Genomic DNA, 22457 nt, shown 5'->3' with positions numbered 1-22457 from the left:
CAAACGTGATTGGGATGTCAATGGACATGATGATACACCGCGACACTAAACAGTCCCAAAAAGTAAAGCCCCGCAAGGCTTTTGGGCCATTGCGGGACTTCGTTAAACATCATTTTGGTGGAGGCGGGGGGAATCGAACCCCCGTCCGAGAACATTCCACTCGAAGCATCTACAGGTTTAGTCCAGGAATAAATTTCACCACGTTGTTGGCCCCTGAACAGGCGCAACGTAGCAATCTCGCCGGTAACCTCCTCGCGGAAAACCCCGGTGAGCGCCGGTCTCCGCCAGTCTGATAAGTGTCGCCATCCAGGGTTATCAGACATGGCCCTGGACGACGTGACCGTTAAACGGTCTTTGCCTCGCTGTTATTAGGCAGCGTAAGCGTAGTCGTAATCGTTGTTGGCAATTACTTGTGTGCCGCTTTTAACGAGGCCAGCGGCGCCTCGACCTGCCGCTACGGCTTCCACGTCCCCGTCGAAACCAGTGCGCCCCCAAATATGGTGGAACAAGAATATAAGCCTGTTACGGACGATTGGCAAGGTCAGCGGATATAGAAATGTGAAAGCGGCCCTTTGAGGCACATGTGGTATCGGCTGAACAGCGGTTCTTCTATCATTTCATCTCCAGCCGCAAGCGCCTGTTGCGCCTGAGAAGCCACTGTCAGGCCGTGAGAGAGCAGGGCCACCTGGGCCATCTGCTGAAAATGTCGCTGTAGGTGAGGCTGTTGCGAGATAATGTGACACAAGCTGTCTGCATCCTCATCATTGCCTTCCACCACCAGCTGACCTGCTGGCGAAAGATACAGCAACAGCCGATCATCAAGTTTCAGACCGCGTTTTTCAACATGACTGCGGATCTGTGCCATAAAGGCTTCTTGCATGATTTCAAGTCTGGCTTCCAACGCCTCAACAAAGCTGCCGCCTGAGCGCTCAAGTTCGCGCAGAATTTGAAGGGTAGACTCATCAAGGGCAGCCAAGGGGGCGTCGCTGTATATTTCAAAATGTTGGCCGCTAGATGAAGTATTGCCGGACTGCACATGGAGCATGCTGTTTATCTGGTTTTGGCTTTCAGGTGTCACAGGCTACCCCGCATATGCTTGTGGTCATTTTTTCCGTGTAAGGTCACGGTGCTAGGTACTAAGCAAGATGGATGCCATATTGGCCTGAAAAAGCCTTTATTAGAAAATATTCTAGAAAATATTAAGAATACCTTCATAAGGCGATTTGCTATTGAGGTTTTTATGATGAAAAAGCAGGCAAGGTGAGGGGGCAGCGCCCCAATTGGGGCTTATTATGCGCTGCAAAGAACTGCGGAAAAATCTTCCCGCAGAATTCAGCGGACGCCGAATTCATGCGGTATGGCGAATTTATTACTGATGGTTGCTGGCAGGCTATTCTGCCTCAAGGCTGCGGGCAACTGCCTCGCCCTGTGCTCCGCCTCCGGCCATACGCGCCAGCTCTTCGTGGCGGGCCGCCTTGTTCAAAGGCAGGCAAAGGGTGAAGGTGGCGTTATCCCGCACGGTTTTGCTGATCTGAAAGTGCTTTCGCGCTTTGGCCGCAAGCTGGGGCCAGTGGGTAATAAGAAGCATCTGGCGGGTACTTGCCAGGGCGTACAGTTTTTCCGCCAGTTTATTAAGCGTAAGCCCGCCGACCCCGGCGTCAACTTCATCAAATATGAAGATGGCGTTTTCTTCATCCTGCCGAACGCTGGCCAGAGCCAACAAAAAGCGTGAAAGTTCGCCACCGGAGGCTATCTTGTCCAGAGGTTGCGGCGCTTGACCCGGGTTGGGAGCCCACAGGATACGCCCGCGCTCATCAAGGATGTTGGGCCAGATTTCATGCTGCTCAAAGTGTGGAATAACCCGTACCTGTTCTGAAAAGCCCAGCTGCCGCAGCTCTTCTTCAAGCGCGTTAGCCATGCCAATTGCCGCGCTGCGGCGCAAGGGAAGAATTTGCTCCACAATAGTTGCGAGCTGTTGCGCCAGTGCTTCTTCTTCCCTGCCAAGGCGGGCAAGATCAAGCGCGCAAACGTCAAGAAACGAGAGATTCTCTGCGATTTCATCACGCAGGGACAGAATTTCCGGCAAGCTTCTGTGCAGTTTGCGTTTGAGTTGCGCCAGGGCAAAAAGTCGCTCCTCAAGCTTATCCATATCAGGCAGTTCCTCCATTTGTGGCGGGCGGCGCAAGCGCCCCCCCAAGTGAAACAACTGCTGGCGAAGCGCGCTAACTGCCTCTGCATCACTGCGCAGGCTGTCGTCATCCTTAACCATGCGGGTCAGCACTTTCTCAAAGTGACTGAGCATGTCCAGCAGGCCCTCGGCATCATCACCGTGCAAAAGGGCCAAAGCCTCTTCATAATTTTCGCGTACATGCTCAAGAGAACGGGCTTGGGCTCGTGTTTCTTCCAGCCGTTCTTCTTCGCCTTCTTCTGGGGATACCTTATCAATTTCCTGCTGCTGCATTTCAAGCAGCTCGCGCTTTTCGGCCAGTCCTGCCTGACGTTCAAGAAGGGCTTTACGTTGGTCAGCCGTTTCATTCAAACGAGAGAGCAGGGCCTCACGCTCACGCAGTAGTTCTGGTTTACCGAGGCCACTTTCCAGAAGGCGCGCCTGAAACGCCGGCTGCAAGAGCTTTTGCTGTGCGTGCTGGCTGGTGTGCGCCACAAGGCGGGGCCGCAAGTCGCGCAGGGTCTCCTGCGAGCGCAGTTCGTCGTTGATGTACAGGCGGCTTCGGCTGGTTTCAGCTAAAATTTCACGGCGCAAAACCATATCTTCACCATCAAGGGTGAACAGAGCCTCAACTTGAGCGCGTTCTGCTCCTGCGCGAACCATATCTGCTGAAAGCCTGTCACCAAGCAAAAAGCCAAGAGCTTTCAAAATAAAGCTCTTGCCGGCACCGGTTTCGCCGGTAAGCACGTTCATGCCCGGCTCGAACTCCAGTTCCATATCTTCGATGAGGGCGAGATTGCGAATGCGCAGGTATTCCAGCATATTATTTACGCCGTCTATGATTTAAAGTTAATCTTTAACTTGAAGTTTGTGGCCTGTAACGCAGCTTATCAACGTCGCAGCCGCGGGTCAAAAATATCTCTCAGGCTTTCGCCAAGCAAGTTATATCCAAGTACTGTTATGAGGATGGCCAGGCCCGGATAGACTGACAACCAGGGGGCGCTTTCAATCACAGCCTTTCCTTCCATAAGCATATTGCCCCAACTGGCGGTTGGGGGCTGCACGCCAAGCCCAAGAAAGCTCAGGCTCGATTCTACCAGAATGGCTCCGGCAACGCCCAATGTAGCGGTAATAAGCACTGGGGCCAAGGCATTGGGCAAAATATGTCGAAAAAGGATCTTGCTTGTTGGCGTGCCTGCCAGGCGCGCAGCGTCCACAAACTCGCGTTCACGCAAGCTGAGGGTTTCAGCGCGAACAAGGCGGGTTACTCCCATCCAGGAGGTGAGACCTATGACGACCATTATATTGGTAAGGTCTGGTTCTAAAAAGGCAATGACTGCAAGAATGAGAAAAAATGAAGGAAAACAGAGCATCACGTCAACAATGCGCATGATGGTTTCGTCCACCCAGCGTCTGAAGTAGCCGCTGATGAGTCCCAGCGTGGTGCCAATGCTGATAGATATGCCCACGGCCACAAAGCCCACCCAAAGGGATATGCGCCCGCCATAGAGCAGGCGGGAAAACACATCACGGCCAAGCCTGTCTGTGCCAAGCCAGAAAAGAGAAGAAGGTGGCTCCAGAATATGGTCCAGATGCAGCGTATCAGGGTGGTAGGGAGCAATCACAGGGGCCAGCAGAGCGGCCAGCGACATGCCAAGCACAATGAGCAAGCCAAGAAGCAGCATGATGTGGCGTCCCAGCAACTTTTTGAGAGCAAGGGGCATCATCAGGCGTCGTCCTTTGTGCTTCTGATGCGCGGGTCGGCCAGGCCGTAACACACGTCAGCCAGCAGGTTGCCAAAAAGTGTGAGCACTGCCCCCAATACAAGGTTGCCCATTATCATCGTGTAATCGCGGGCCATAACAGCGGCGTAAAAAAGCTGCCCAAGGCCCGGCAGGGCAAAAATGGATTCAATAATGACGCTGCCGCCAATCAGGCCGGGGACAGATAGTCCCAGAAGGGTGATGACGGGCAGAAGGGCGTTACGCAACGCATGACGCCAGATAATGGCCCCTTCGCTGAGCCCTTTTGCTCTGGCCGTGAGGATATAATCCTGACGCAGAACCTCAAGCATGCAGGCACGCATGTAGCGCGACATGCTGGCCAGTCCGCCAACTGTGTAGACAAGAATCGGCAGGGCCAGATGTTTGGCCAGATCACAAAACTTTCCCCAAAGGCCCAACTGCTCATAGTTCATTGATGTGAGTCCTGAAATGGGGAGCCATTGCAACTCGATGCCAAAAAACATCATAAGGAGCAAGGCCAGCCAAAAGGACGGCATGGCAAAACCCAAAAAGACCAACACAGTTACAGAACGGTCGAGTAGAGAATTCTGACGGCAAGCTGAAACTATGCCCACTGGAATGGCAATGAGCAGGGTAAAAATCATGGCTGTAACGTTCATGCCCACAGTAAGGGGCAGGCGTTCCATAATTTTTGTCAGCACAGGGCGGGAGTCTGCCGACATTGAGTTGCCGAAATCAAAATGCAGCAGGCGCAGCAGCCAATCCCAGTATTGAACATAAATGGGGCGGTCGAGACCGTATAATGCCTCCAGTCTTTGCCGGGCAGCTTCACCCGCAAGGGGGTTGAGGGTTGTTTCCATATCCGTAGGCGAGCCAGGAGCAAGGTGAATAACCCAAAAGCTGATAAGCGTGATGCCCCATAGCACCACCAACATCCAGAACATTTTGCGCAGGATGTTGGTGATTATGCCAGCCAGTCTGGCTCGGCCGGTGTGCGAGGGCAGAGGGGACATCAATGGCTCTTTATTCTGTGCGGGTCATCCACTGGCGCATGTCTTCAACTTCCTTAACCCACTGGGAAGAAAGACGTAAACCAAGAAAACGGGCGTACAGGGCGTCAAGAAGGTTAGTGCACACTTCCATGAGGTAAAATTTCTCAAGTAGCAGGGCGTCAGGATCATCGTCGCTGTCGCCCTTATCAAGCTTGGGCGTTTTCAGGCTGTTGAGGCAGAAGTCTTCAGCTTTAAGCGATACCTGAAACGCCAACTCTTCTTTTTCAAGGCGAATAAGGGCGCGGCTGACTTTTTTGCCAGTGCCGAGACCAAAACGCGCTTCACGAAGAGGGGAGAGCGAGCCTGAAACCGAGGCAGTCTCGCGCGCGTCGCCTTCGCCACCCTGAACCACAATTCTCTGCTCCATAGAAACGGAGAAGGGGGCTCCTTCTTTATCAGTAAACGCGCCGGGGGCTGTATCGCTCTGGTACCAAAGCCATGTCAGAAATTCCTGGCCAAGAACAATGTCTGTGGATTCTCCAAGATAAGGCATACTCATGTGCTGGCTCCGCGGCTAAGACAGGGGGGCAAACTGTGTGGCTTCAAGCTGATCCAGGCGCGCAAGGCTTTCCTCATCAAGCATGGAATCCGCCAGATTGTAGGGCGTCAATTGTTCAAGCTTCAGCTCAAAGGTTTTAAGAAATTCTTCCACAAAAAGGTCAATCATCTTGTTTTGGGTGGAAGCAAACCAAACCTCGTTCCTGTCAATGGACCAAAGCACGTTGAACTCGCTGGGGATAGGCAAAAAACGGGCGCGCAGCCGAAGCATTACCTGTTCTTTGAGTTCTTTTTTGCGTTCCCGCGAAATAAAAGTCTTGCCTTGTTCATTCATGCGGTTTTTCTCGTCGCGCAAAGCCACAGCAAGATGCTTCTTGATGACGCCCGCAGGAATGCGGCGAATATCAAAGCGTAAAGAGAAGACAATATACGCACCTTTTTGAGGTGGTGCCGTAACCCATTCGGTATCCAGCATGTCTTCATAGCAAACCCATCCCTGGGCCTGCATTTCAGGAATGTCGTCAATATCTCGAAAAGCGAACTGCTTAAGCTTGTCGGGGATCTGTGACCAGAGTTCGGTCGGAACCGGATCAAGTATGCGAAAGCGGGTAAAGCTGCACGCACTGTTGGCAAAGCCCATGAAAACTCCTTGATTGGAAGCATGGCCAAGTTGGTTGGCGTTGGTTTGTGTTGTACGTCAGAGCCGTCCTGTGAGCAAGTACGTCAGGTGGGCAGAAAAGATGCGAGGCACGCGGTCAGATGTTTTTTCTAAAGAAAGGCCGCTGGCTTGAAGGATTTGGATGTGAGGAGGTCCTTCTTGATTGCTATTTCAAATGTCCCATAATGATAATTATGTAAACTTTTGTATAAAAGGACCTCAAATACAAGCCTTGACCTCTCCCCCCTATTACCTGCACCATGCGCTGTAGGTATGCATTCAAGGAGAAGACTGTGGCATCTCATAATCATTCGCATCGGCCTGAAAAAAAACAAACCTCATCCAGTCATAAAAACGATTTTTCACGCGATACGCGTCCTGACGCAAAAAATGGCCGCAAATTCGAACAACCTGCAAGAAAAATGTCTTCGCAGTCCGCCCCAGGATCTGATGTTCGTGCAGGTGGTACCTCCAAAGCCCCACAGCCGTCTTTTCATGAGGTGATTGAATCTTCTGATACGGCCATGCGTCTGAACAAGGCTATTGCCGCATCAGGATTATGTTCGCGCCGTAAGGCTGATGAATTCATCCTTGCTGGCCGTGTGGTCGTAAACGGTGTGCCTGAAGTCAATCCGGGAAGGCAGGTGTCGCCACAAGACGCAGTTGCTGTTGATGGGCGACTGCTCACTGGCGCACAAAATTTCTGTTACCTTATGCTTTACAAGCCAGTGCAGGTGGTCTGTACCGTCAGTGATCCTGAAGGGCGTCCCACTGTTATGGATTACCTGCCAGAACCGTTGCGCAAACTACGACTCTACCCTGTTGGGCGTCTTGACTACTTTTCGGAAGGCTTATTGTTATTGACCAATGACGGTCAGCTTGCACAACGCCTTACCCATCCTCGGCATCATCAGCCCAAAACCTATGAAGTTTTTGTGCGTGGAGCTGTGCCAGAGGCGGTGTTGGTTACCATGCGCCGCGGAATGCTATTGGCTGAGGGTGAAAAACTCATGCCGGTAAAAGTGGATGCACGGCCACTTCAGGGGCGAACCTTGTTACGAATGGTTCTCCATCAAGGCGTAAATCGTCAGATACGCCGCATGTGCCGTGACCTTGGTCTTGTAATTCTTAGCCTCAAGCGTGTCGCGCAGGGGCCGCTGGAACTGAGAGATCTTGCTGTTGGGACGGCGCGCCAGTTGACTCAAGCTGAAGTCGCGGCTTTAAAAAAGAGTGTTGAACTATAGGAGATAGGAATGCGGAAGCTCTTTCTGGTTTTTCTGATCGCCTTCGGCCTTTGTGTTCATAGTGCCGTTGCTTTTGGAGCAACAACAGCGCCGGATGTGGCAACGGAAGCAGCTGAGGCGTGGCTTGCTCTGGCAGATAAAGGCGACGCACAAGCCACGTGGCATGAGGCCGCTGGAGCATTTAAAGCTGGTATTGAACAGAAAGACTGGGAAAAGACTTTACCACAGGCTCGACAGCCTTTGGGTGAAGTAACAAGCAGGAAACTTCAATCTTCTGAGATCACCACTACGCTGCCAGGGGTTGCTGATGGCGAGTATGTGATTTTTCGTTTTCAAACAAGCTTTGCCAATAAAAAAAGTGCATCAGAGGCCTTGCTGATGCAAAAAGAGGCTGACGGAGTTTGGCGAACTGTTGGCTATTTCATCCAGTAAGCGGAATGCGCTTTTTTGTGACAAATAAAAGTCCGGCCCTAGGGCCGGACTTTTATTGTAGCAATTGTATTTTGATTCGCTGTCAGGATTTAAGCAGGTGTTCCATAAAATCAATGGCGTCTTTCTGAATAGCTGACAGATGGTCCTCGCCTTTAAAACTTTCTGTATACACCTTGCAAATTGGTTCCGTACCCGATGGGCGAACAGCAAACCAGCCATCAGCACTGGAAACTTTTACTCCACCAATGGGAGCATCGTTAGCAGGTGCTCTGGTAATGATTTCGGTAACTGGTGAACCGCCAAGACTTGTCAGTTCGACATTTTCTGGAGTTAACGCCTTAAGTTTGGCCCTTACCTGATCGTCGGCTGGCGCGTCCAGCCTTTGGTACACCGGGCTACCCAGTCTGCCCGTGAGTTTTTCATACAGCTCTGAGGGGGATGACTGCTCTACTGCCATCATTTCTGCGGCCAGCAAGCACATAAGAGGGCCATCCTTGTCTGTGCTCCAGGGGCTGCCGTCGAAGCACAGAAAAGATGCTCCCGCGCTTTCTTCGCAGCCCAAGCCGCAACGACCATTCAAAAGATAAGGCACAAACCATTTGAATCCCACTGGCACTTCCACTACTGGGCGTTTAATATCCTGCCCTACTCTGTCCAGCAAGGCACTGGTGACAAGAGTTTTTCCGATGCCAGCGTCAGTAGGCCAGGCTGGCCGTGTGCGGAACAGGTACCATGCAGCCACAGATAGAAAATGGTTGGGATTCATAAGCTCCTGACTGGTGACAATGCCGTGCCGATCAGAGTCGGGATCGCAGGCCACAGCCAGGTCAAAGCAGTCACGCATTTTCAGCAGGCCGCTCATAGCATAGGGGGAGGAGCAATCCATGCGGATTTTTCCATCCTTGTCAAAAGGCACAAAGCGGAATGTGGGGTCAATCGCCTTGTTAACAACAGTAATTTCAATGCCGTATGCTTCAGCTATCGGTTCCCACATTTGCAGGCTTGCACCGCCCAGCGGATCTACCCCGAGCCGTAATCCCGAGGCTGCAATGGCTTTCATATCCAGCACTTTAGGCAAATCTTCAACGTATGTGCGGATGAAGTCGTATTCTTTCACCAGTGGTGAGCTGAGAGCAGCTCGCAAATGCGTCAGCTGAACGCCGCGGTTACCTTTTTCAAGGTAGATGTTGGCGCTTTTTTCAATTTGATCCGTAACATGAGTTTCCGCTGGCCCGCCATGCGGCGGGTTGTATTTGAAACCTCCATCACGCGGGGGGTTGTGCGAGGGCGTAATTACAATGCCGTCGGCCAACGCTGTAGTTCGGCCCGTGTTCCACCGCAATATGGCGTGTGAGATGGCAGGAGTTGCTGTGTACATCCCGGATGGAGCCACATAAACCTGCACGTCGTTGGCCACCAAGACCTCAAGCGCTGAGCGAAACGCCGCTTCAGACAAGGCATGCGTATCTCCACCGAGAAAAAGCGGCCCGTCTATTCCATTGCTCTTGCGATAGTCACACACGGCCTGCGTGATGGCATAAATATGTTCTTCATTAAAAGTGTGCAGTAACGAAGAACCCCTATGTCCAGACGTGCCGAACGAAACACGTTGCGCAGGATCTGTGGGATTGGGAAATTCGGTAAAATAGGCACTGACAAGAGCCGGAATGTTTTCCAGATCTTCCGGCATAGGCAGTGTGCCAGCTTTGGCATGAACTACGGGCATGGCGTAACCTCCACTATCACTGCAAATAACATAGTGGATTATGGGTTGTCACGCGCAGAACGGGTCAAAATACGGGTACTGCCCGAACGCTGGGCACAAAAGTATTCAATGTATTCGTACATTCGTTCGGCGTTAAATATAAAAAAGGCCGCCCCTATGTGGAGCGGCCCAAAGATCAAGAGTCAGCGTTATTGCCGACGCTATTTGCCAAGAGGCACAGTGCGGAAATAAACATCACCACGCCGCGAAATTTGCAGCATGATAGCACCGCGCTTGACGCCCTCGTCGTTCACAATTTTTGACAGAGCCGCAGATGTATTCACCGGCTTCAAATTAGCCTTGAGGATCACATCACCGGGACGCAGGTCTGCTTCGGCGGCGGGCTTATTTGCAGCCACATCCACAATGAGCAGTCCTTCGTTTTTGTCAATCTTCATATCCCGGCGTTCTGTCTCGTTGAGGGGACGAACAGAAATGCCCAGCATGCCTTCGTTTTGTTTGGCTTCGCCTTTGTTTCCAGCAGAAGCCTGAGATGCAGACTGGCGTTCACCCAGCGTGACTGTGAGGTCAAGTGTTTTACCGTCACGCCAAACTTTTATGATAGCCTGGCTGCCAGGAACCTTTTCAGCAATAGCACGCAACAGAGCGGATGCGTCGTCAATATTCTTGCCGTCTACGGCCAGAATTATGTCGCCATCCTTCATGCCGCCCTTGGCTGCAGGTTCATTTTCCATAACACTGCCAATAAGGGCACCCTTGGCGTCTTTCATGCCCAGGGCCTTTGCAGTGTTTTCCTCGACATCCTGAATGGTCACGCCGATCCAGCCACGGCTGACTTTCTTGCCGCTTTTAATCTGGTCGATGATCTTGGCAGCCATATTACTGGGGATGGCAAAACCAATGCCCTGTCCACTGGCAATAATGGCAGTGTTGATGCCCACCACCTGGCCCTGCATGTTCAACAGCGGGCCACCGCTATTGCCAGGGTTAATGGATGCGTCAGTCTGAAGAAAGTTGTCAAAAGGACCGGCATGAATGTTACGGTTTTTGGCCGATAGAATACCCGCAGTTACGGTATGATCAAGACCAAAAGGGTTGCCGATGGCCAACAGCCATTCGCCGACCTTAAGTTCATCAGAATTGCCAAAGTTCAAAAACGGCAGATCTTTTTTGATGTCTACCTTGAGCAGAGCCAAATCTGTTTCTTCATCAGCGCCAATAAGGTTAGCCGTGAAAGATTCACTTTTGCCATTATCCTGGTCCAAGGTAACGCGAATAACGTCTGCATCTGCCACCACATGGTTGTTGGTGACTATATAGCCGTCAGACGACACCAAAAAACCGGAACCGAGCGATTTTTGTTTGGATTGGGGGCGCTTGCCATCGCGCTTGCCACCAAACTGGTCAAAAAACCTTTCAAAGCCGGGAGGTATATTGCGGAACATCTCACCAAAAAGCTCTTCAGAGCCACCATTGGTGGCCATCTTTTCAGTGTTGATGTTAACCACAGCAGGGCCGCTTTTTGCGGCCAGTTCGCTGAAGTCCGGCAGGTTGGCTGCCTGGGCAAGCTGCGAACCTACCACGAAGGTAACAGTTAGCAGAGCCGTTAGGCATTTTTTTATAAGCATGGATAAACTCCTAGTTACTTGTTTTGCATGGCTTTATGCAAAGCTTGTGCCAGTGTGTTTAATCCCGTGTTTCCAGAAGTTGCGCCGAGGTTGGCGTGCTGTTTCCAAGCCTTATCGTCAGCAGCGGGCGAAGCTTCAGTGCCCTCAGGAGCAAGGCTGATGCGGCGCATGGCGGTATCGATATTTTGTACTATTAAGGCCACGCTGTCGCCCTTGTCCAATTTGCTGTACTGCCCAGAGTTTTTAGAATTCTTGATAACTCCAGCAGGCAAAAGGCCAGTAATGCCAGGTGCCAATGTAATGAAAAGGCCGTGGGGGCTGCGCCCTTCCACTATACCCTGTACCAGAGAGCCCGCAGCAAAGCGCTGTGCGGCGTCCTGCCAGGGGTCCCCTTCTGCTTCGCGCAAACTCAGGGATATGCGACGGGTTTCACTGTTAATGTCTTTGATTTTTACGGCAATGTTATCACCAGCCTGAACGATTTCTTCAGGCTTGGTTACACGCTTGGTCCATGACAATTCTGAAATATGCACAAGACCTTCAATGCCCGGCAGAATTTCAACAAAAACGCCAAAAGGAGCCAGGCGAACTACTCTGCCCTGCGCAACTGTACCAGCTTCAAGCTTTTGTGACACATCCTGCCAAGGGTCGCCTTCAGCCTGCTTACGCGAAAGGGAAATTCGAACCTGTCCCTTATCGTTTTTGCTGATGGAAAGAACTTTGGCGCGAACCGTGTCGCCCAAGGATACGGCCTCATCGGGGGTGCCCACACGAGACCATGAAAGTTCGGAAAGGTGGATCATGCCTTCAACGGCGCTGTCCAGTTCCATAAAAGCACCGAAAGGCGCAAATCGTGATATCTTACCTTCAACAGTAGCGCCAACTTCAAGTTTTTCAAGCAGAACTTCAAGTTGGGCCTGGCGTTCGCGGTCAAGCAGGGCGCGGCGGGACACTACGATATTGCGTCCCCTGTTCTCAACCCTGATAACAAGAAACTGCAGCATACGGCCTACAAGCGAATCCGCTTCTTCCGATGCCGCCAGACCAATCTGGCTACCAGGGCAAAAGGCGGTTTTGCCCATAACTTCAACGGTGTAACCGCCTTTGCATGTGCCTGCGATTCGGCCCTCAACGGGAAGGCCAGCATCCCGGGCTTCCTCAAGCGCAGCTACACCGCTGCCGCTCATGGAGCGGGAAAGGCGAATTTCTTGGGAAGACACGCCGACAACCCATGCTTCCACGGTGTCGCCGGGGCCCGCGGTTTCCTTGCCGTCAGCGTCAAGGATGTCTTTACGCTCCATGATGCCGTCAACCTTTATGCCCACGTCAATAAAAACGCTGTCACCAGTTACGGCAATAACAGTACCAGTAACTTTTTGCCCCGTTTGAAGGCGGTGTCCAGATGTTTCGTGGGCTGCCAGCATAGCGGCAAAATCCTCAACGCCTTCCTCCTGCATGGAGGCCGCGAATTTTTCCTCGGTCATATTTCCTGCTCCTTAAAGCTGGGCTAATTGCTCAAGTTGATGATAATACTTTATACGCCGTCAGAAAACAACGATGTTTTGTCTGCTTTGGCGCAACATTTGTTTGATATTTTGCAAAGATAAAATATTTTACACATGGTTTGCGGCGTTGATCTGCCCTGTCCTACAATGACGTTCTTGAAGTCCTTGCCACTGACAAAATAGCGGCCAAGGCTGCCCAATGGCGAAAGGCCGTGGCGCACTTCGGCGTCACGGCCTTTCTATTATTCAAAAATGTTTATAATCAGTTGGTTGAATATGTCCATGTACTGCGTGGTGAAGGCTTGTTGCGAAGTTGCTCTGTTGCAATTCTCAGTTAGTAACCGCTGTAGTGTTTTTTACTGGAATAATTCCTTCTCAGGCACCTTGCTTTCAATGCGGTCTTCAACCTCTACGCCTTTGGGAGGCGTAAACGTGAATTCCGAAGCTTTTATGCTGACGTCAGGAGTGAAGCGTGTGAACAATATTTCGTTGCCGTTGCCATAAAAATCCAAAATATTGGCCCGGCGAATATACCCTGTTTCCGGTTCTACCCATATTATGGCTTCAACCATTTGTGGCGCGGGCTCTTTAGGGAAGAGGCGTAGCTTTGACAAGCCACCCTCCTTGCCCTCAGGCTTTACTTCGAAATCTTTGTTCAGGGCCGCCTGACCGGTGATCACCTGAATAATGCTGCGTGAATCCTGAACCAAACTGGGGGGGTAGCGATAGGCTACGTCTTCTTCAGGCAGGTAATTCCAAATTTCCTTACCTGTAACCACCAACGTTTCTTCGTGAGGACTGGCCGTTTGCCAGCGGATCAGCAACGGTTTTTTGAACAGCAATTTGCCTTGCCGTTTTTCTACAGAACCACTTTCTTTATGGGTAAGAGTCTGCTCAAAGTCCGCAGTAAATGAGCCCAGTTTTTCGTATCTGGCCTGGATGGCTGCAGCCATGTCCTGAGCCTGGACCGATACTGGCGGGGCGATGAAAAGGCTCAGGGCTACTGTTGCCACGATTGCGCGTACTGTCCGCATATAACCTCCGCGGCCCGCACAGGGCCTTAAACATATGGCAGAATACTTTATAGTCTGAATTTACTTTACAACTGCGCGAGGTTTGCTGCCGTCCGCAGGCCCTATGATGCCATCATGTTCAAGCTGTTCCACCAGGCGTGCCGCCCGGTTGAAACCAATCTTGAAGCGACGCTGCACAAGAGATATGGACGCCCGGCCCTGCTCGCTCACAAAGGCCTGTACCTCGCCATACAAAGGATCACTGGCAGCGTCTCCACCTCCGCCCCCTGCGCCACCCATTGCGGCATCAAGACCCCACTGAGCGAAGTCAACCTTGTAGGATGGGCTCAAATGGCGCTTCCAGTGGTCAACCACACTCTGTACTTCCTCATCGCTCAGGAAAGGGCCATGCAAGCGTTGCAACCGCCCACCGCTGGGCTTGAACAGCATGTCGCCGCGTCCAAGCAGGTGCTCTGCACCAACCTGATCAAGGATTGTGCGAGAGTCGTGCTTGGAGGTGACCTGAAATGAAATGCGGCAAGGAAAGTTTGCCTTGATAAGGCCTGTGACCACGTCCACACTGGGGCGTTGTGTTGCCAAAATAAGATGAATGCCAGCAGCGCGCGCAAGCTGCGCCAGGCGCACAATGCTTGTTTCCACTTCGCGTGCAGCTGTCATCATAAGGTCGGCCAATTCATCGATAACAATAACAAGGTAAGGCAAAGGCTCCAGATCCGAAAAATCTGGCGGCAGATCGTTCTTATAGGCGGCAAGTTTCTGGTTAAAACTAGAAACATTACGAACGCCAAGCCGGGCCATGGCCGCATATCGGCGGTCCATTTCGTGCACAGCCCATTCTAAAGCGTTTTTGGCCTCGCTCATTTCTGTAACAACAGGATGCACCAGATGGGGGGCATCAGCGTATACAGCCATTTCGATCCGTTTGGGGTCAATGAGTAAAAGCTGCATGTCCTGCGGTTGAGTGCGGTAAAGCAAACTGACGAGGATGCCATTAAGACATACACTTTTTCCTGCGCCTGTGGCTCCAGCCACAAGAAGATGCGGCATCCGGGTCAGGTCGGCCATGAAGGGCTTGCCTGCAATGTCTTTGCCAAGGATCATCGTCAAGGGGCCGCAACCGGTGCGGAATGCTTCGCAGGCGGCCAGCTCCCGAAAGTTCACGGTTTCGCGTTGTTCATTGGGAATTTCGATGCCAACAGTATCTGAACCAGGGATAGGCGCCTGAATGCGTATGGCCACCGCCTTGAGGGCCAACGCCAGATCGTCGGTCAAGTTTGATATACGGTTTACCCGAATACCAGGAGCCGGGCGAACTTCAAACATGGTAACCACCGGACCGGGGGTGATGCGCACAAGTTCGCTTTGAATGTCAAAATCATTAAGGCAAGCCATCAGAGCCTGGCCCCGCGCCTGAAGATCTTCACGGCTGAGCCCCCCCGCCTGCTGCGATGGCGGAGCCAGCAGGTCAAGACCCGGCAAGGGGATTGCCGCTTTTTTTCTAAAAGGAGCAGTAACTGCGGCTACGAGTCCTGATTCAGACGAAGAAGCCTGTCGTTTTACTGGGGAGTTATTTTCGGCTGTAGTTGCAACATCGCCAGGTTCATCGTCCGAAAAAGTGCTGTCGGTTTCAACGTACGGAGCCTCTGAGCTTTCCGGCGAAGTCGTTTTCGTCGATGATGTTTGAAGACGGTGAGCAGACTTGTTTCCTTCTTTCACCAGTGGTTGTCCGTTTAAGTCCTGGGCAACTGCAAATGGATCGTCATCATGCGTTTCGTGTGCAGGCACCAAGGGAGCCGTGGACTCAACGCTATCCATACATGGTCTGTCAGAAGCAGAAATTTTTTCATCATAAACGTCAGGCAGAGATTCGGCCGTTGGGTGAATGTCACCCAACTTATCACGCCATCGGGCCAGAAAAGACCAGTTGGGCCAAGAAATTTTGAAGCTTCTTTTGGCAACAGCTTTTTCTTCAAGCTCTGGGCTAAGAGAGTGCTGTACAATTTCTGGCTGTACCTGGAGACGGCCTCGGGTCTGTTTTGAATCTGTTTTTGCTGGTTTTTCTTGTTTGGCTGCGGCTTCTCCATCATCCCCCGATTCAAGCCGGGCTTCCAGCTTGTCGCGCAGTATATGAAGCAGGCGCCCCGCCAAGCTGAACCAGGATATGTTCCACGCCAACTGGAGACCAGCAAGAAAAATGAAAATCCAGACAAGGGCCGAGCCGCCAGGGCTGAGATAGCGGCTGGCGTTGCTGTGCAATGCGCTGCCAACCATGCCGCCGCCCCAGACGTCGCCGATGGAGAAATCCCAAGCGGCGCCAGCTACAAGCAGGCAGATTGTCAGAAAAAAGAAGCCGCACCAGCGCCACCAGTGCATGCCATAGGCCGGAGAAACGTAGGCCGCTCCCAGTGCCCCGAAAACCAATGGGCACAGGAAGGCGGCCACGCCAAACACATCGTTAAGAAAGCCAGCGGTGTATGCGCCAAAGAGTCCTGCTTTGTTATGTACGTCAACAGTCCCGCTAACCACATGGTTGAGGCTGGGGTCAGCTGCGTCAAAGCTGAGCAAACTGAGCAAAAGCAACAGTGCCCAGAAAAGCAGAAAAAGGCCTAGAAGTTCGCGGCTAAATTTATGGGCGTCCGTAGGGCTACCCTCCCGAACCAGTCATTATTCCCGGCCCAGGTATTCCTTGGAACGGGTGTCCACTTTAACGCGGTCACCTTCGTTTACGAAAATGGGCACCTGCACTACAAGACCTGTTTCAAGCTTGGCGGCCTTGGTGACGTTGCTGACCGTATCACCCTTGGCGCCCGGCTCTGTTTCCACAACAGTCAGTACCAGGCTGACGGGGATGTCGATATCAAGCGGGCTGCCCCTGTAAAGCAGCACACGGCACTCTTGACCATCCTTCAAAAAGCCTTCTTTGCCATCCGTGGTGGAGATGGGCATCTGAATTTGCTCATAGGTGGTCATGTCCATAAAAATGAGTTCATCATCCTGGCGATACAGGAACTGCATGTCACGGGTTTCAAGGTCAGGCTTGCCGACCTTTTCGCCGGACCGGAACGTGATGTCCTGCATGCGTCCAGTGAGAATGTTGCGCAACTTGGTGCGCACCATAGCACCGCCCTTGCCGGGCTTGAAGTGCTGGAAATCCACAATTTCGTAGGGCGTGCCTTCGACTTCGATTTTAAGGCCCTTGCGAAAATCCGTGGTTGAATACATAGTTACCTCCTACTTGTCGCCGCGTACCGGCATAAACTGGCAGTAAGGCCGGACATTTGCCAACAAGGGCAAGAGCGGCTACCTTGTTCAGAAGCAATTTTAAGAAAATCACGTTTCCGAACAGTAAATATTTGCCGAAAGTCGAACGGTTGTCAACACTCAACTCTCAAGTATCACATGAGGTTTTTATGGCTATCAGTCTTACGCTGGAAAGCACTGCTTATACATTGGATCAGCTGACGGCCCGGCCTGAAGCACAGATAGCCCTTGCTGGTCGGTCAAATGTAGGAAAGTCCTCTCTTGTCAACGCACTGGCAGGGAGAAAGAAATTGGCCAAGGTCAGCTCGACGCCAGGCAAAACGCGCTCTGTCAATTTTTACATGGTAGAGCCATTGGGCTTTTACCTTGTGGATTTGCCTGGTTATGGCTACGCACGCGCCAGCCACAGTGAAAGAGAAAAATGGGCTCGGCTGCTGGAGAAGTATTTGGTTGAATGTTCCAGCCTTAAGGCTTTGGCTTTGTTGCTTGACTGCCGCCTGCCACCCCAGCAGCTTGATCTGAACCTGGCTGCGTTTGCCCAAAGAAATCGCCTGCACTTGGTGCCCATTCTGACTAAAGTTGATAAATGCAACCAGAAGGAACGCGCATTCAGGCAAAAAGAGTGGCAAGACATCGTTGGTATCTGCCCCGTGTTGACGTCATCCAGCAGTCGCTTTGGTATTGAAAATTTGTGGCGTTCATTGGCTGAAGCCGCTGGCGTTGAAGAACCGACCTTTAAAGCTCTGTAGCAAGATATTTTCGGTTCTTCATGCTGCGGGCTTTGTGCCGGGCTCCATGTGTATAATAATGCGTCCCAGCTGTGGGATGCTGATTCGTAACTGCTTTTCGAGGCGCATGCATATTGTGTGCGCCTCTTCTACATTCAAAACGGGATCAACATCGCAATGAAAGGAAATGCAAACCCCCTGCTCCGGCAGCTCGTACGTTGAGAATTTGTGAGGGGCTGTGACCAGGGGTTCTTTGGCCACAGCGGTTTCAATTTCACGCCACGCCATTTCTGCATAGGACAGGGACACCGAAGCTCCGTAGGCCAAGGCACAGGCCGCTCCCTCTGGCTCAAGGTGACTCACTACCTCGACCTGGGGAATTGCCGCACGCAGGGCATCCTCGAAATCTTTGACTCGCTTGTATGCTTGAACAAAGGGCATGCTGCCGGGCAGTTCAATATGCAGCTCAATATGGCAACTTTCAGGTGAACGCAGAATTTGCACGTTGTGCACGGCAAGGCCATGACTCCATGCCGTGTGCTGCACCAGAGCAAAGGGGTCACAATGTCTGGCTTCGTCGGCACTGTGCGGTTCAACATGAATGGTAACATCTGCCCCATCCAGCACCAGAGCTACCGCCTGTTCCGCTTCATGCGCCAGCCGATGTCCTTCGCTTACCTTGATTCCCGGCTCCACGCCTACAGTCAGATCAACAAAATTGATGGGCCCACTGGAGCGCAGGCGCACATCCCGGACATCGGTAATGCCTTGCACTTCTGTCACAGCTGCAATGATTGCCAGTCGTTCACGGGTAGATCCTGAATCCATCAGCGTATCGACCGCTTGCATCGCCATGCGAACGCTTGCCCGAAAAATGATTAAGGCCACCAGTAAAGCTGCAACCGTGTCGGCCTGAACCAGCATTTCATGTAAAGGGGCTGGCAGGCTGAGTTCAGAAGCAACCCAAACCGCAAGAACGCCCACAAGTACCACAGCTGAAGACAGAATATCTGTTGAAAAATGCAGCGCGTCTGCTTCAAGCGCCTGGCTTTTGTATTTTTTAGCCACACGGCGCAGGATTCGCACTCTGTTCACGTCAATAATGATAGACAGGGCCATAACGCCCACGCCCCATAATGAAGGTGTCACAGGGGTATCGCCAGCCATAAGGCGCTGTACACCTTCATAAACAACCCATATGCAGGTAAGGAACAAAAGCAGAGTTTCGGCCAGTGCCGAAAGATTTTCTACCTTGCCGTGGCCATACGGGTGGCGCGCGTCAGCTGGCTTGGAAGCTATGCGCACAGCTGCCAATGTGATGGCGGCAGCCAGAAGATCCAGGCCGCTATGCAAAGCCTCTGACAGGATGCCAAGGCTGTTGGTTTGCAAGCCAACGATAAGTTTAACGGCTGTGAGGGCAAAGGCGGCCCAAAGCGATGTGAGCGCCGCCCGTTTTTTTTCAGCACCAGCTTCCAAAGACTCAACCATTGAGTAACTCCATTGGTAAAAAAAAGCCCCCGAAGGGGCTTTAATTTACGTTCTTACAACCATTTGAACCAGTCTCGCCAAGAGCCTTGCCGCTTCTGGCGTGTCTCTTTGGCCTGTTCTTCCTTGTAGTTGTGGTAGGCCACCAAGCTTTTTTCTTTGGCATGCTCAGCCACTTCCGGCACATCCTGGAAGTTCTTCATGATAAATTCGTAACGATGCCATGCCGGACCGTATTTTTTCATGTGCCAGAACACATCAGCAATATAAAGCTCGTGTTCAGCCATGAGTTTGCGGCAAGTCAGCATGTGTTCTTCCGCGCCCTTGGCGTAGGGAGAGTCGGGATACATTTGGTGCAAACGATTGAAGTAATCGTAAGCTTCCTGAAGCTCTGTAGTGGCCCTGTCAACGGAACGGAACTGCTTCATCAGGGACATGCCCGTCTGGTACAGCACATAGGGGATGGCCTCATGCCTTGGGTGCAGGGATTCGAAATCCTTGTAGCTTTCAGTGGCAAGCTCGTACTCCTCATCAAGGAAGTAGGCGTCACCCAAAGAAAGTTCTGCATCTATGGTATAAGGGCTGAATGGGTAAGTATCACGCAGTTTGTTATACAGCTCCACGGCACGCACATAATTTTTTTCACTCATGGCGTCGTTGGCGGCTTCAAAAATTTCCTGCGCAGTGTCTTCGGCGGGCGGCAAATAAATCATGTCAATGATGCCGCAACCGGATACCATGAATATACTCATGGCAAGCAGAAAGGAGCGTAACAATTTTTTATGCATGGAGCTGTTCCAAGAATACAAATGCCGCTTGTGCGGCGGTTGCGCCATCGCCGGCGGCAGTGATAACCTGGCGGCACAGCTTTGAGCGAATGTCGCCAGCGGCAAAGATGCCGGGGATATTGGTGCGCATTTCTGTATCAGTCACTATAAAGCCCTGTTCATCAAGCTCAATGCCTTGCGGCAGAAAGTTTGTAACAGGAGCAAAGCCTACATAAACGAAAAGCCCATCAACTGGCAACAGCTCTTCATGGCCGGTTTGGAGATTCTTTACGGTCAGACCTGTCAGCGCATCATTACCGTGCAGTTTGGTAATAACCGAACTGCGCATGATATTTACCTTTTCTGGCATACTTTCGAGCCTGTCTTCATAGACTTTGAGCCCGCGGAAGCTGTCACGCCGATGAATAAGGTGTATTTTGCCGACAATTTTGGAAAGATAAAGACTTTCTTCCAGGGCAGCATTTCCGCCGCCAGCCACGGCTACGGTCTGGTTGCGATAGAAATTTCCATCGCAAAGGGCGCAGTAAGAAAGACCGCGCCCACGCAGTTTTTCTTCGCCCTCCAGGCCAAGGGTACGGTGCTTGGCGCCGGAGCATACAAGCACAGTTTTGCACAGGTAATCTTCGTCATCAGTGTGCACGGTAAACTGGCCCGCCGAACCGGTAATGGACTCCACTACAATGGCGGGCCTGTCTACCGTCAAACCTTCAAGATGCTCTGTGAAAAGGTCAGCAAGTTCGTAGCCCTTGATGCCCTTGGGAAAGCCCGGATAATTCTCCAGCGCCTCGGTCTGTAGCAATTGGCCACCTGAGGTCAGTCGCTCGGGCAGAAGAACGCTGCAACCGGACCGCGCCAAATACATGGCTGCGGTGACGCCGGCAGGGCCGCCGCCGATCACAACGGCATCATACGATTTCATGCCAGAGCCTTGTTGTCGAGCAGGTCTTTCATGGCAGCCTTAGTTACCGCGCCAGTAATCTGTTCAACAGTTTCACCGTTCTTGAAAAGCACCAGTGTGGGGATGGCCCGGATGCCAAACTTTGTGGGAGTGGCGGGGTTTTCATCCACATTCATTTTTACAATGCGCACCTTTCCAGCATATTCAGTGGAAAGTTCATCAATAATGGGACCAACCGCACGGCAAGGGCCGCACCAGGGAGCCCAGAAGTCAAGCAGAACCGGCAGATCGGACTTAAGAACAACACTTTCAAAGGTGGCGTCTGTGACCTGTTCAGCCATAACTATACTCCTTATGTTGCTATGTGTAGCACTGCTGCTCTCGGGAGCGCGCAGAAAAGAAAAACGAAGCCAAGGGCCAAAAAACATAGGCCTCTGTATTGAGTAAGAGTAGGTTCCAACGACCTGACTGTCAAGATAATCTCATGTTTTAGACTGGTCTTCAGCGCATTATGGACGACGCTGCATATCATCGGGTACAGCGCGTCCTCGGGGGATGGTTTCCATATTAAGATGGTGGTAAAATCCCTCTTTTCCCAAAAGCCATCCTGCATATGCTATCATGGCGGCGTTATCTGTGCACAGGTGCGGGCTGGGAATGAGGGCTCTGCCCCCCCTGCTTTTCATAAGCGCCGTTATGCGTTGGCGCAGCAGTGAATTGCACGCCACGCCGCCAGCCAAAATCAGCGTTTGTAACTGCGGAATTTTATCCAGTGCCCTTTTTGTTTTTTTACAAAGAGTATCAACAACCGCAGCATTGAATGCCGCGCAGCAGTCTTTCAACTGGTGTGGGGCTTCTTCTACAGAGCACAAGGGGCGCGGCCATGTCGGGCTTTGAAGCGCTTGCTGTATGTGGCTGCTGGCCGCTGTTTTCAACCCGCTGAAACTGAAGTCGAGGTTATCATTGTCAAGGTAGGGCCGTGGAAAGACAACACTGTCAGCCCGCCCTTCTCTTGCCAAGGCATCCATCAGTTTTCCACCGGGATAAGAAAGCCCCAGCACTTTAGCCACTTTGTCAAAGGCCTCTCCTGCCGCATCATCTAGGGTTCGACCAAGGGGGATGCATTTCCAGGGGGACTCAATGTGGTAGAGGTGGGTGTGCCCGCCAGAGACGAGCAAGCCCAGCGCCGGAAAGGTCAGGGGTTGTTCCAGACCTGCTGCCAGCAAGTGAGCATGGAGGTGATTGACGCCTAAAAAACGGGCTCCGAGGCCGAGAGCAAGGCCTTTGGCAAAGGCTACACCCACCAGAAGACTGCCCAGCAACCCCGGCCCGCGAGCTACTGTCACTAGGTCGATATCAGAAGCCCTTTTACTTGTGCGCTGCATCAGCTCATCAAATAGAGAGCCGACAAAGCGGTAATGCTCGCGCGAGGCCAGTTCGGGGACAACCCCACCAAACAGAGCGTGCATGTCGGCCTGGGTGGCGAGCACGGAGTGCAATAATACCCCGTCCTCCACCAGCGCCAGCGCAGTTTCATCACAGGAACTTTCAACTCCAAGGCAAAGCATATGGTCTCACTTTACACAAAAAAAGAAGCCGCGCCATGCG

General features: G+C 52.1%; 20 protein-coding genes and 1 other RNA gene. 3 read left to right on the top strand and 18 right to left on the bottom strand.

Translation table 11 applies throughout. The annotated features are described in order from the left end of the window. Nucleotides 1-115 precede the first annotated feature (115 nt). The 7 genes from ssrA to rdgC form a co-directional block, all read right to left on the bottom strand. Nucleotides 116-493, bottom strand: a transfer-messenger RNA (tmRNA) gene (gene ssrA, locus HNQ38_RS09605). Between the two features lie 48 nt (nt 494-541). Beyond that, a complete protein-coding gene (locus HNQ38_RS09600; RefSeq protein WP_183719836.1) occupies nt 542-1078 on the bottom strand; it encodes a hypothetical protein in 537 nt (178 codons plus the stop codon). 312 nt (nt 1079-1390) lie between these two features. Continuing rightward, nucleotides 1391-2989 carry a DNA repair protein RecN gene (locus tag HNQ38_RS09595; protein ID WP_183719832.1) on the bottom strand — a complete coding sequence of 533 codons (1599 nt, stop codon included), beginning with the start codon at nt 2987-2989 and terminating at the stop codon, nt 1391-1393. A 68-nt stretch (nt 2990-3057) separates the two neighbouring features. Continuing rightward, nucleotides 3058-3894 (bottom strand): ABC transporter permease, encoded by an 837-nt coding sequence (locus tag HNQ38_RS09590; protein WP_183719829.1) that lies wholly within the window; start codon nt 3892-3894, stop codon nt 3058-3060. Further along, nucleotides 3894-4925, bottom strand: coding sequence for an ABC transporter permease (locus tag HNQ38_RS09585; protein ID WP_183719826.1), 1032 nt, complete (start codon nt 4923-4925; stop codon nt 3894-3896). The genes HNQ38_RS09590 and HNQ38_RS09585 overlap by 1 nt, the downstream gene beginning before the upstream one ends. A gap of 10 nt (nt 4926-4935) precedes the next feature. Continuing rightward, entirely contained in the window at nt 4936-5463 is a 528-nt protein-coding gene (locus HNQ38_RS09580; RefSeq protein ID WP_183719823.1) for a hypothetical protein, read from the bottom strand. Between the two features lie 15 nt (nt 5464-5478). Then, nucleotides 5479-6102, bottom strand: coding sequence for a recombination-associated protein RdgC (gene rdgC, locus HNQ38_RS09575; RefSeq protein ID WP_183719820.1), 624 nt, complete (start codon nt 6100-6102; stop codon nt 5479-5481). 542 nt (nt 6103-6644) lie between these two features. Between rdgC and HNQ38_RS09570 the strand changes: the two genes are divergently transcribed. Then, nucleotides 6645-7364, top strand: coding sequence for a pseudouridine synthase (locus HNQ38_RS09570; protein ID WP_183720133.1), 720 nt, complete (start codon nt 6645-6647; stop codon nt 7362-7364). A 9-nt stretch (nt 7365-7373) separates the two neighbouring features. After that, nucleotides 7374-7796 (top strand): DUF4019 domain-containing protein, encoded by a 423-nt coding sequence (locus HNQ38_RS09565; protein WP_183719818.1) that lies wholly within the window; start codon nt 7374-7376, stop codon nt 7794-7796. A gap of 82 nt (nt 7797-7878) precedes the next feature. Here the strand turns inward: HNQ38_RS09565 and pgm are convergent, their stop codons facing one another. The 6 genes from pgm to efp form a co-directional block, all read right to left on the bottom strand. Beyond that, nucleotides 7879-9522 (bottom strand): phosphoglucomutase (alpha-D-glucose-1,6-bisphosphate-dependent), encoded by a 1644-nt coding sequence (gene pgm, locus HNQ38_RS09560; protein ID WP_183719815.1) that lies wholly within the window; start codon nt 9520-9522, stop codon nt 7879-7881. Between the two features lie 200 nt (nt 9523-9722). After that, the gene (locus tag HNQ38_RS09555) at nt 9723-11150 is read right to left on the bottom strand and encodes a DegQ family serine endoprotease (protein ID WP_183719812.1); all 1428 of its coding nucleotides are present in this window, start codon (nt 11148-11150) and stop codon (nt 9723-9725) included. 14 nt (nt 11151-11164) lie between these two features. After that, entirely contained in the window at nt 11165-12634 is a 1470-nt protein-coding gene (locus HNQ38_RS09550) for a 30S ribosomal protein S1 (RefSeq protein WP_183719809.1), read from the bottom strand. A gap of 377 nt (nt 12635-13011) precedes the next feature. Further along, nucleotides 13012-13689 (bottom strand): outer membrane lipoprotein periplasmic chaperone LolA, encoded by a 678-nt coding sequence (gene lolA / locus HNQ38_RS09545; protein ID WP_183719806.1) that lies wholly within the window; start codon nt 13687-13689, stop codon nt 13012-13014. Between the two features lie 60 nt (nt 13690-13749). Next, nucleotides 13750-16287 carry a DNA translocase FtsK gene (locus tag HNQ38_RS09540; RefSeq protein WP_425485993.1) on the bottom strand — a complete coding sequence of 846 codons (2538 nt, stop codon included), beginning with the start codon at nt 16285-16287 and terminating at the stop codon, nt 13750-13752. Nucleotides 16288-16353: 66 nt separating this feature from the next. Further along, nucleotides 16354-16911 carry an elongation factor P gene (gene efp, locus HNQ38_RS09535; RefSeq protein WP_183719803.1) on the bottom strand — a complete coding sequence of 186 codons (558 nt, stop codon included), beginning with the start codon at nt 16909-16911 and terminating at the stop codon, nt 16354-16356. Between the two features lie 188 nt (nt 16912-17099). Between efp and yihA the strand changes: the two genes are divergently transcribed. Continuing rightward, on the top strand, nt 17100-17699 hold the full coding sequence (yihA, locus tag HNQ38_RS09530; protein WP_183720127.1) for a ribosome biogenesis GTP-binding protein YihA/YsxC: 600 nt from the start codon (nt 17100-17102) through the stop codon (nt 17697-17699). Between the two features lie 18 nt (nt 17700-17717). On the opposite strand, the gene HNQ38_RS09525 is transcribed toward yihA, so the two are convergent. The 5 genes from HNQ38_RS09525 to tsaD all read right to left on the bottom strand — a co-directional run bounded on the left by HNQ38_RS09525 (nt 17718) and on the right by tsaD (nt 22417). Beyond that, on the bottom strand, nt 17718-19166 hold the full coding sequence (locus HNQ38_RS09525; protein WP_183719800.1) for a cation diffusion facilitator family transporter: 1449 nt from the start codon (nt 19164-19166) through the stop codon (nt 17718-17720). Between the two features lie 53 nt (nt 19167-19219). Next, nucleotides 19220-19951, bottom strand: coding sequence for an outer membrane protein assembly factor BamD (locus tag HNQ38_RS09520; RefSeq protein WP_183719797.1), 732 nt, complete (start codon nt 19949-19951; stop codon nt 19220-19222). Beyond that, nucleotides 19944-20870, bottom strand: coding sequence for a thioredoxin-disulfide reductase (trxB, locus tag HNQ38_RS09515; RefSeq protein ID WP_183719795.1), 927 nt, complete (start codon nt 20868-20870; stop codon nt 19944-19946). Before trxB ends, HNQ38_RS09520 begins: the two co-directional genes overlap by 8 nt. Beyond that, nucleotides 20867-21190, bottom strand: coding sequence for a thioredoxin (gene trxA, locus HNQ38_RS09510; protein WP_183719793.1), 324 nt, complete (start codon nt 21188-21190; stop codon nt 20867-20869). Before trxA ends, trxB begins: the two co-directional genes overlap by 4 nt. Nucleotides 21191-21358: 168 nt before the next feature. Continuing rightward, a complete protein-coding gene (gene tsaD, locus HNQ38_RS09505) occupies nt 21359-22417 on the bottom strand; it encodes a tRNA (adenosine(37)-N6)-threonylcarbamoyltransferase complex transferase subunit TsaD (protein ID WP_183719791.1) in 1059 nt (352 codons plus the stop codon). Nucleotides 22418-22457: the final 40 nt, after the last annotated feature.

It is taken from the genome of Desulfovibrio intestinalis, assembly GCF_014202345.1.
In the GTDB taxonomy this organism is placed as follows: Bacteria; Desulfobacterota; Desulfovibrionia; order Desulfovibrionales; family Desulfovibrionaceae; genus Desulfovibrio; species Desulfovibrio intestinalis.
The sequence above is the reverse complement of the archived record's forward strand: the minus strand, read 5'-3'. Positions and strand labels throughout refer to the sequence as shown.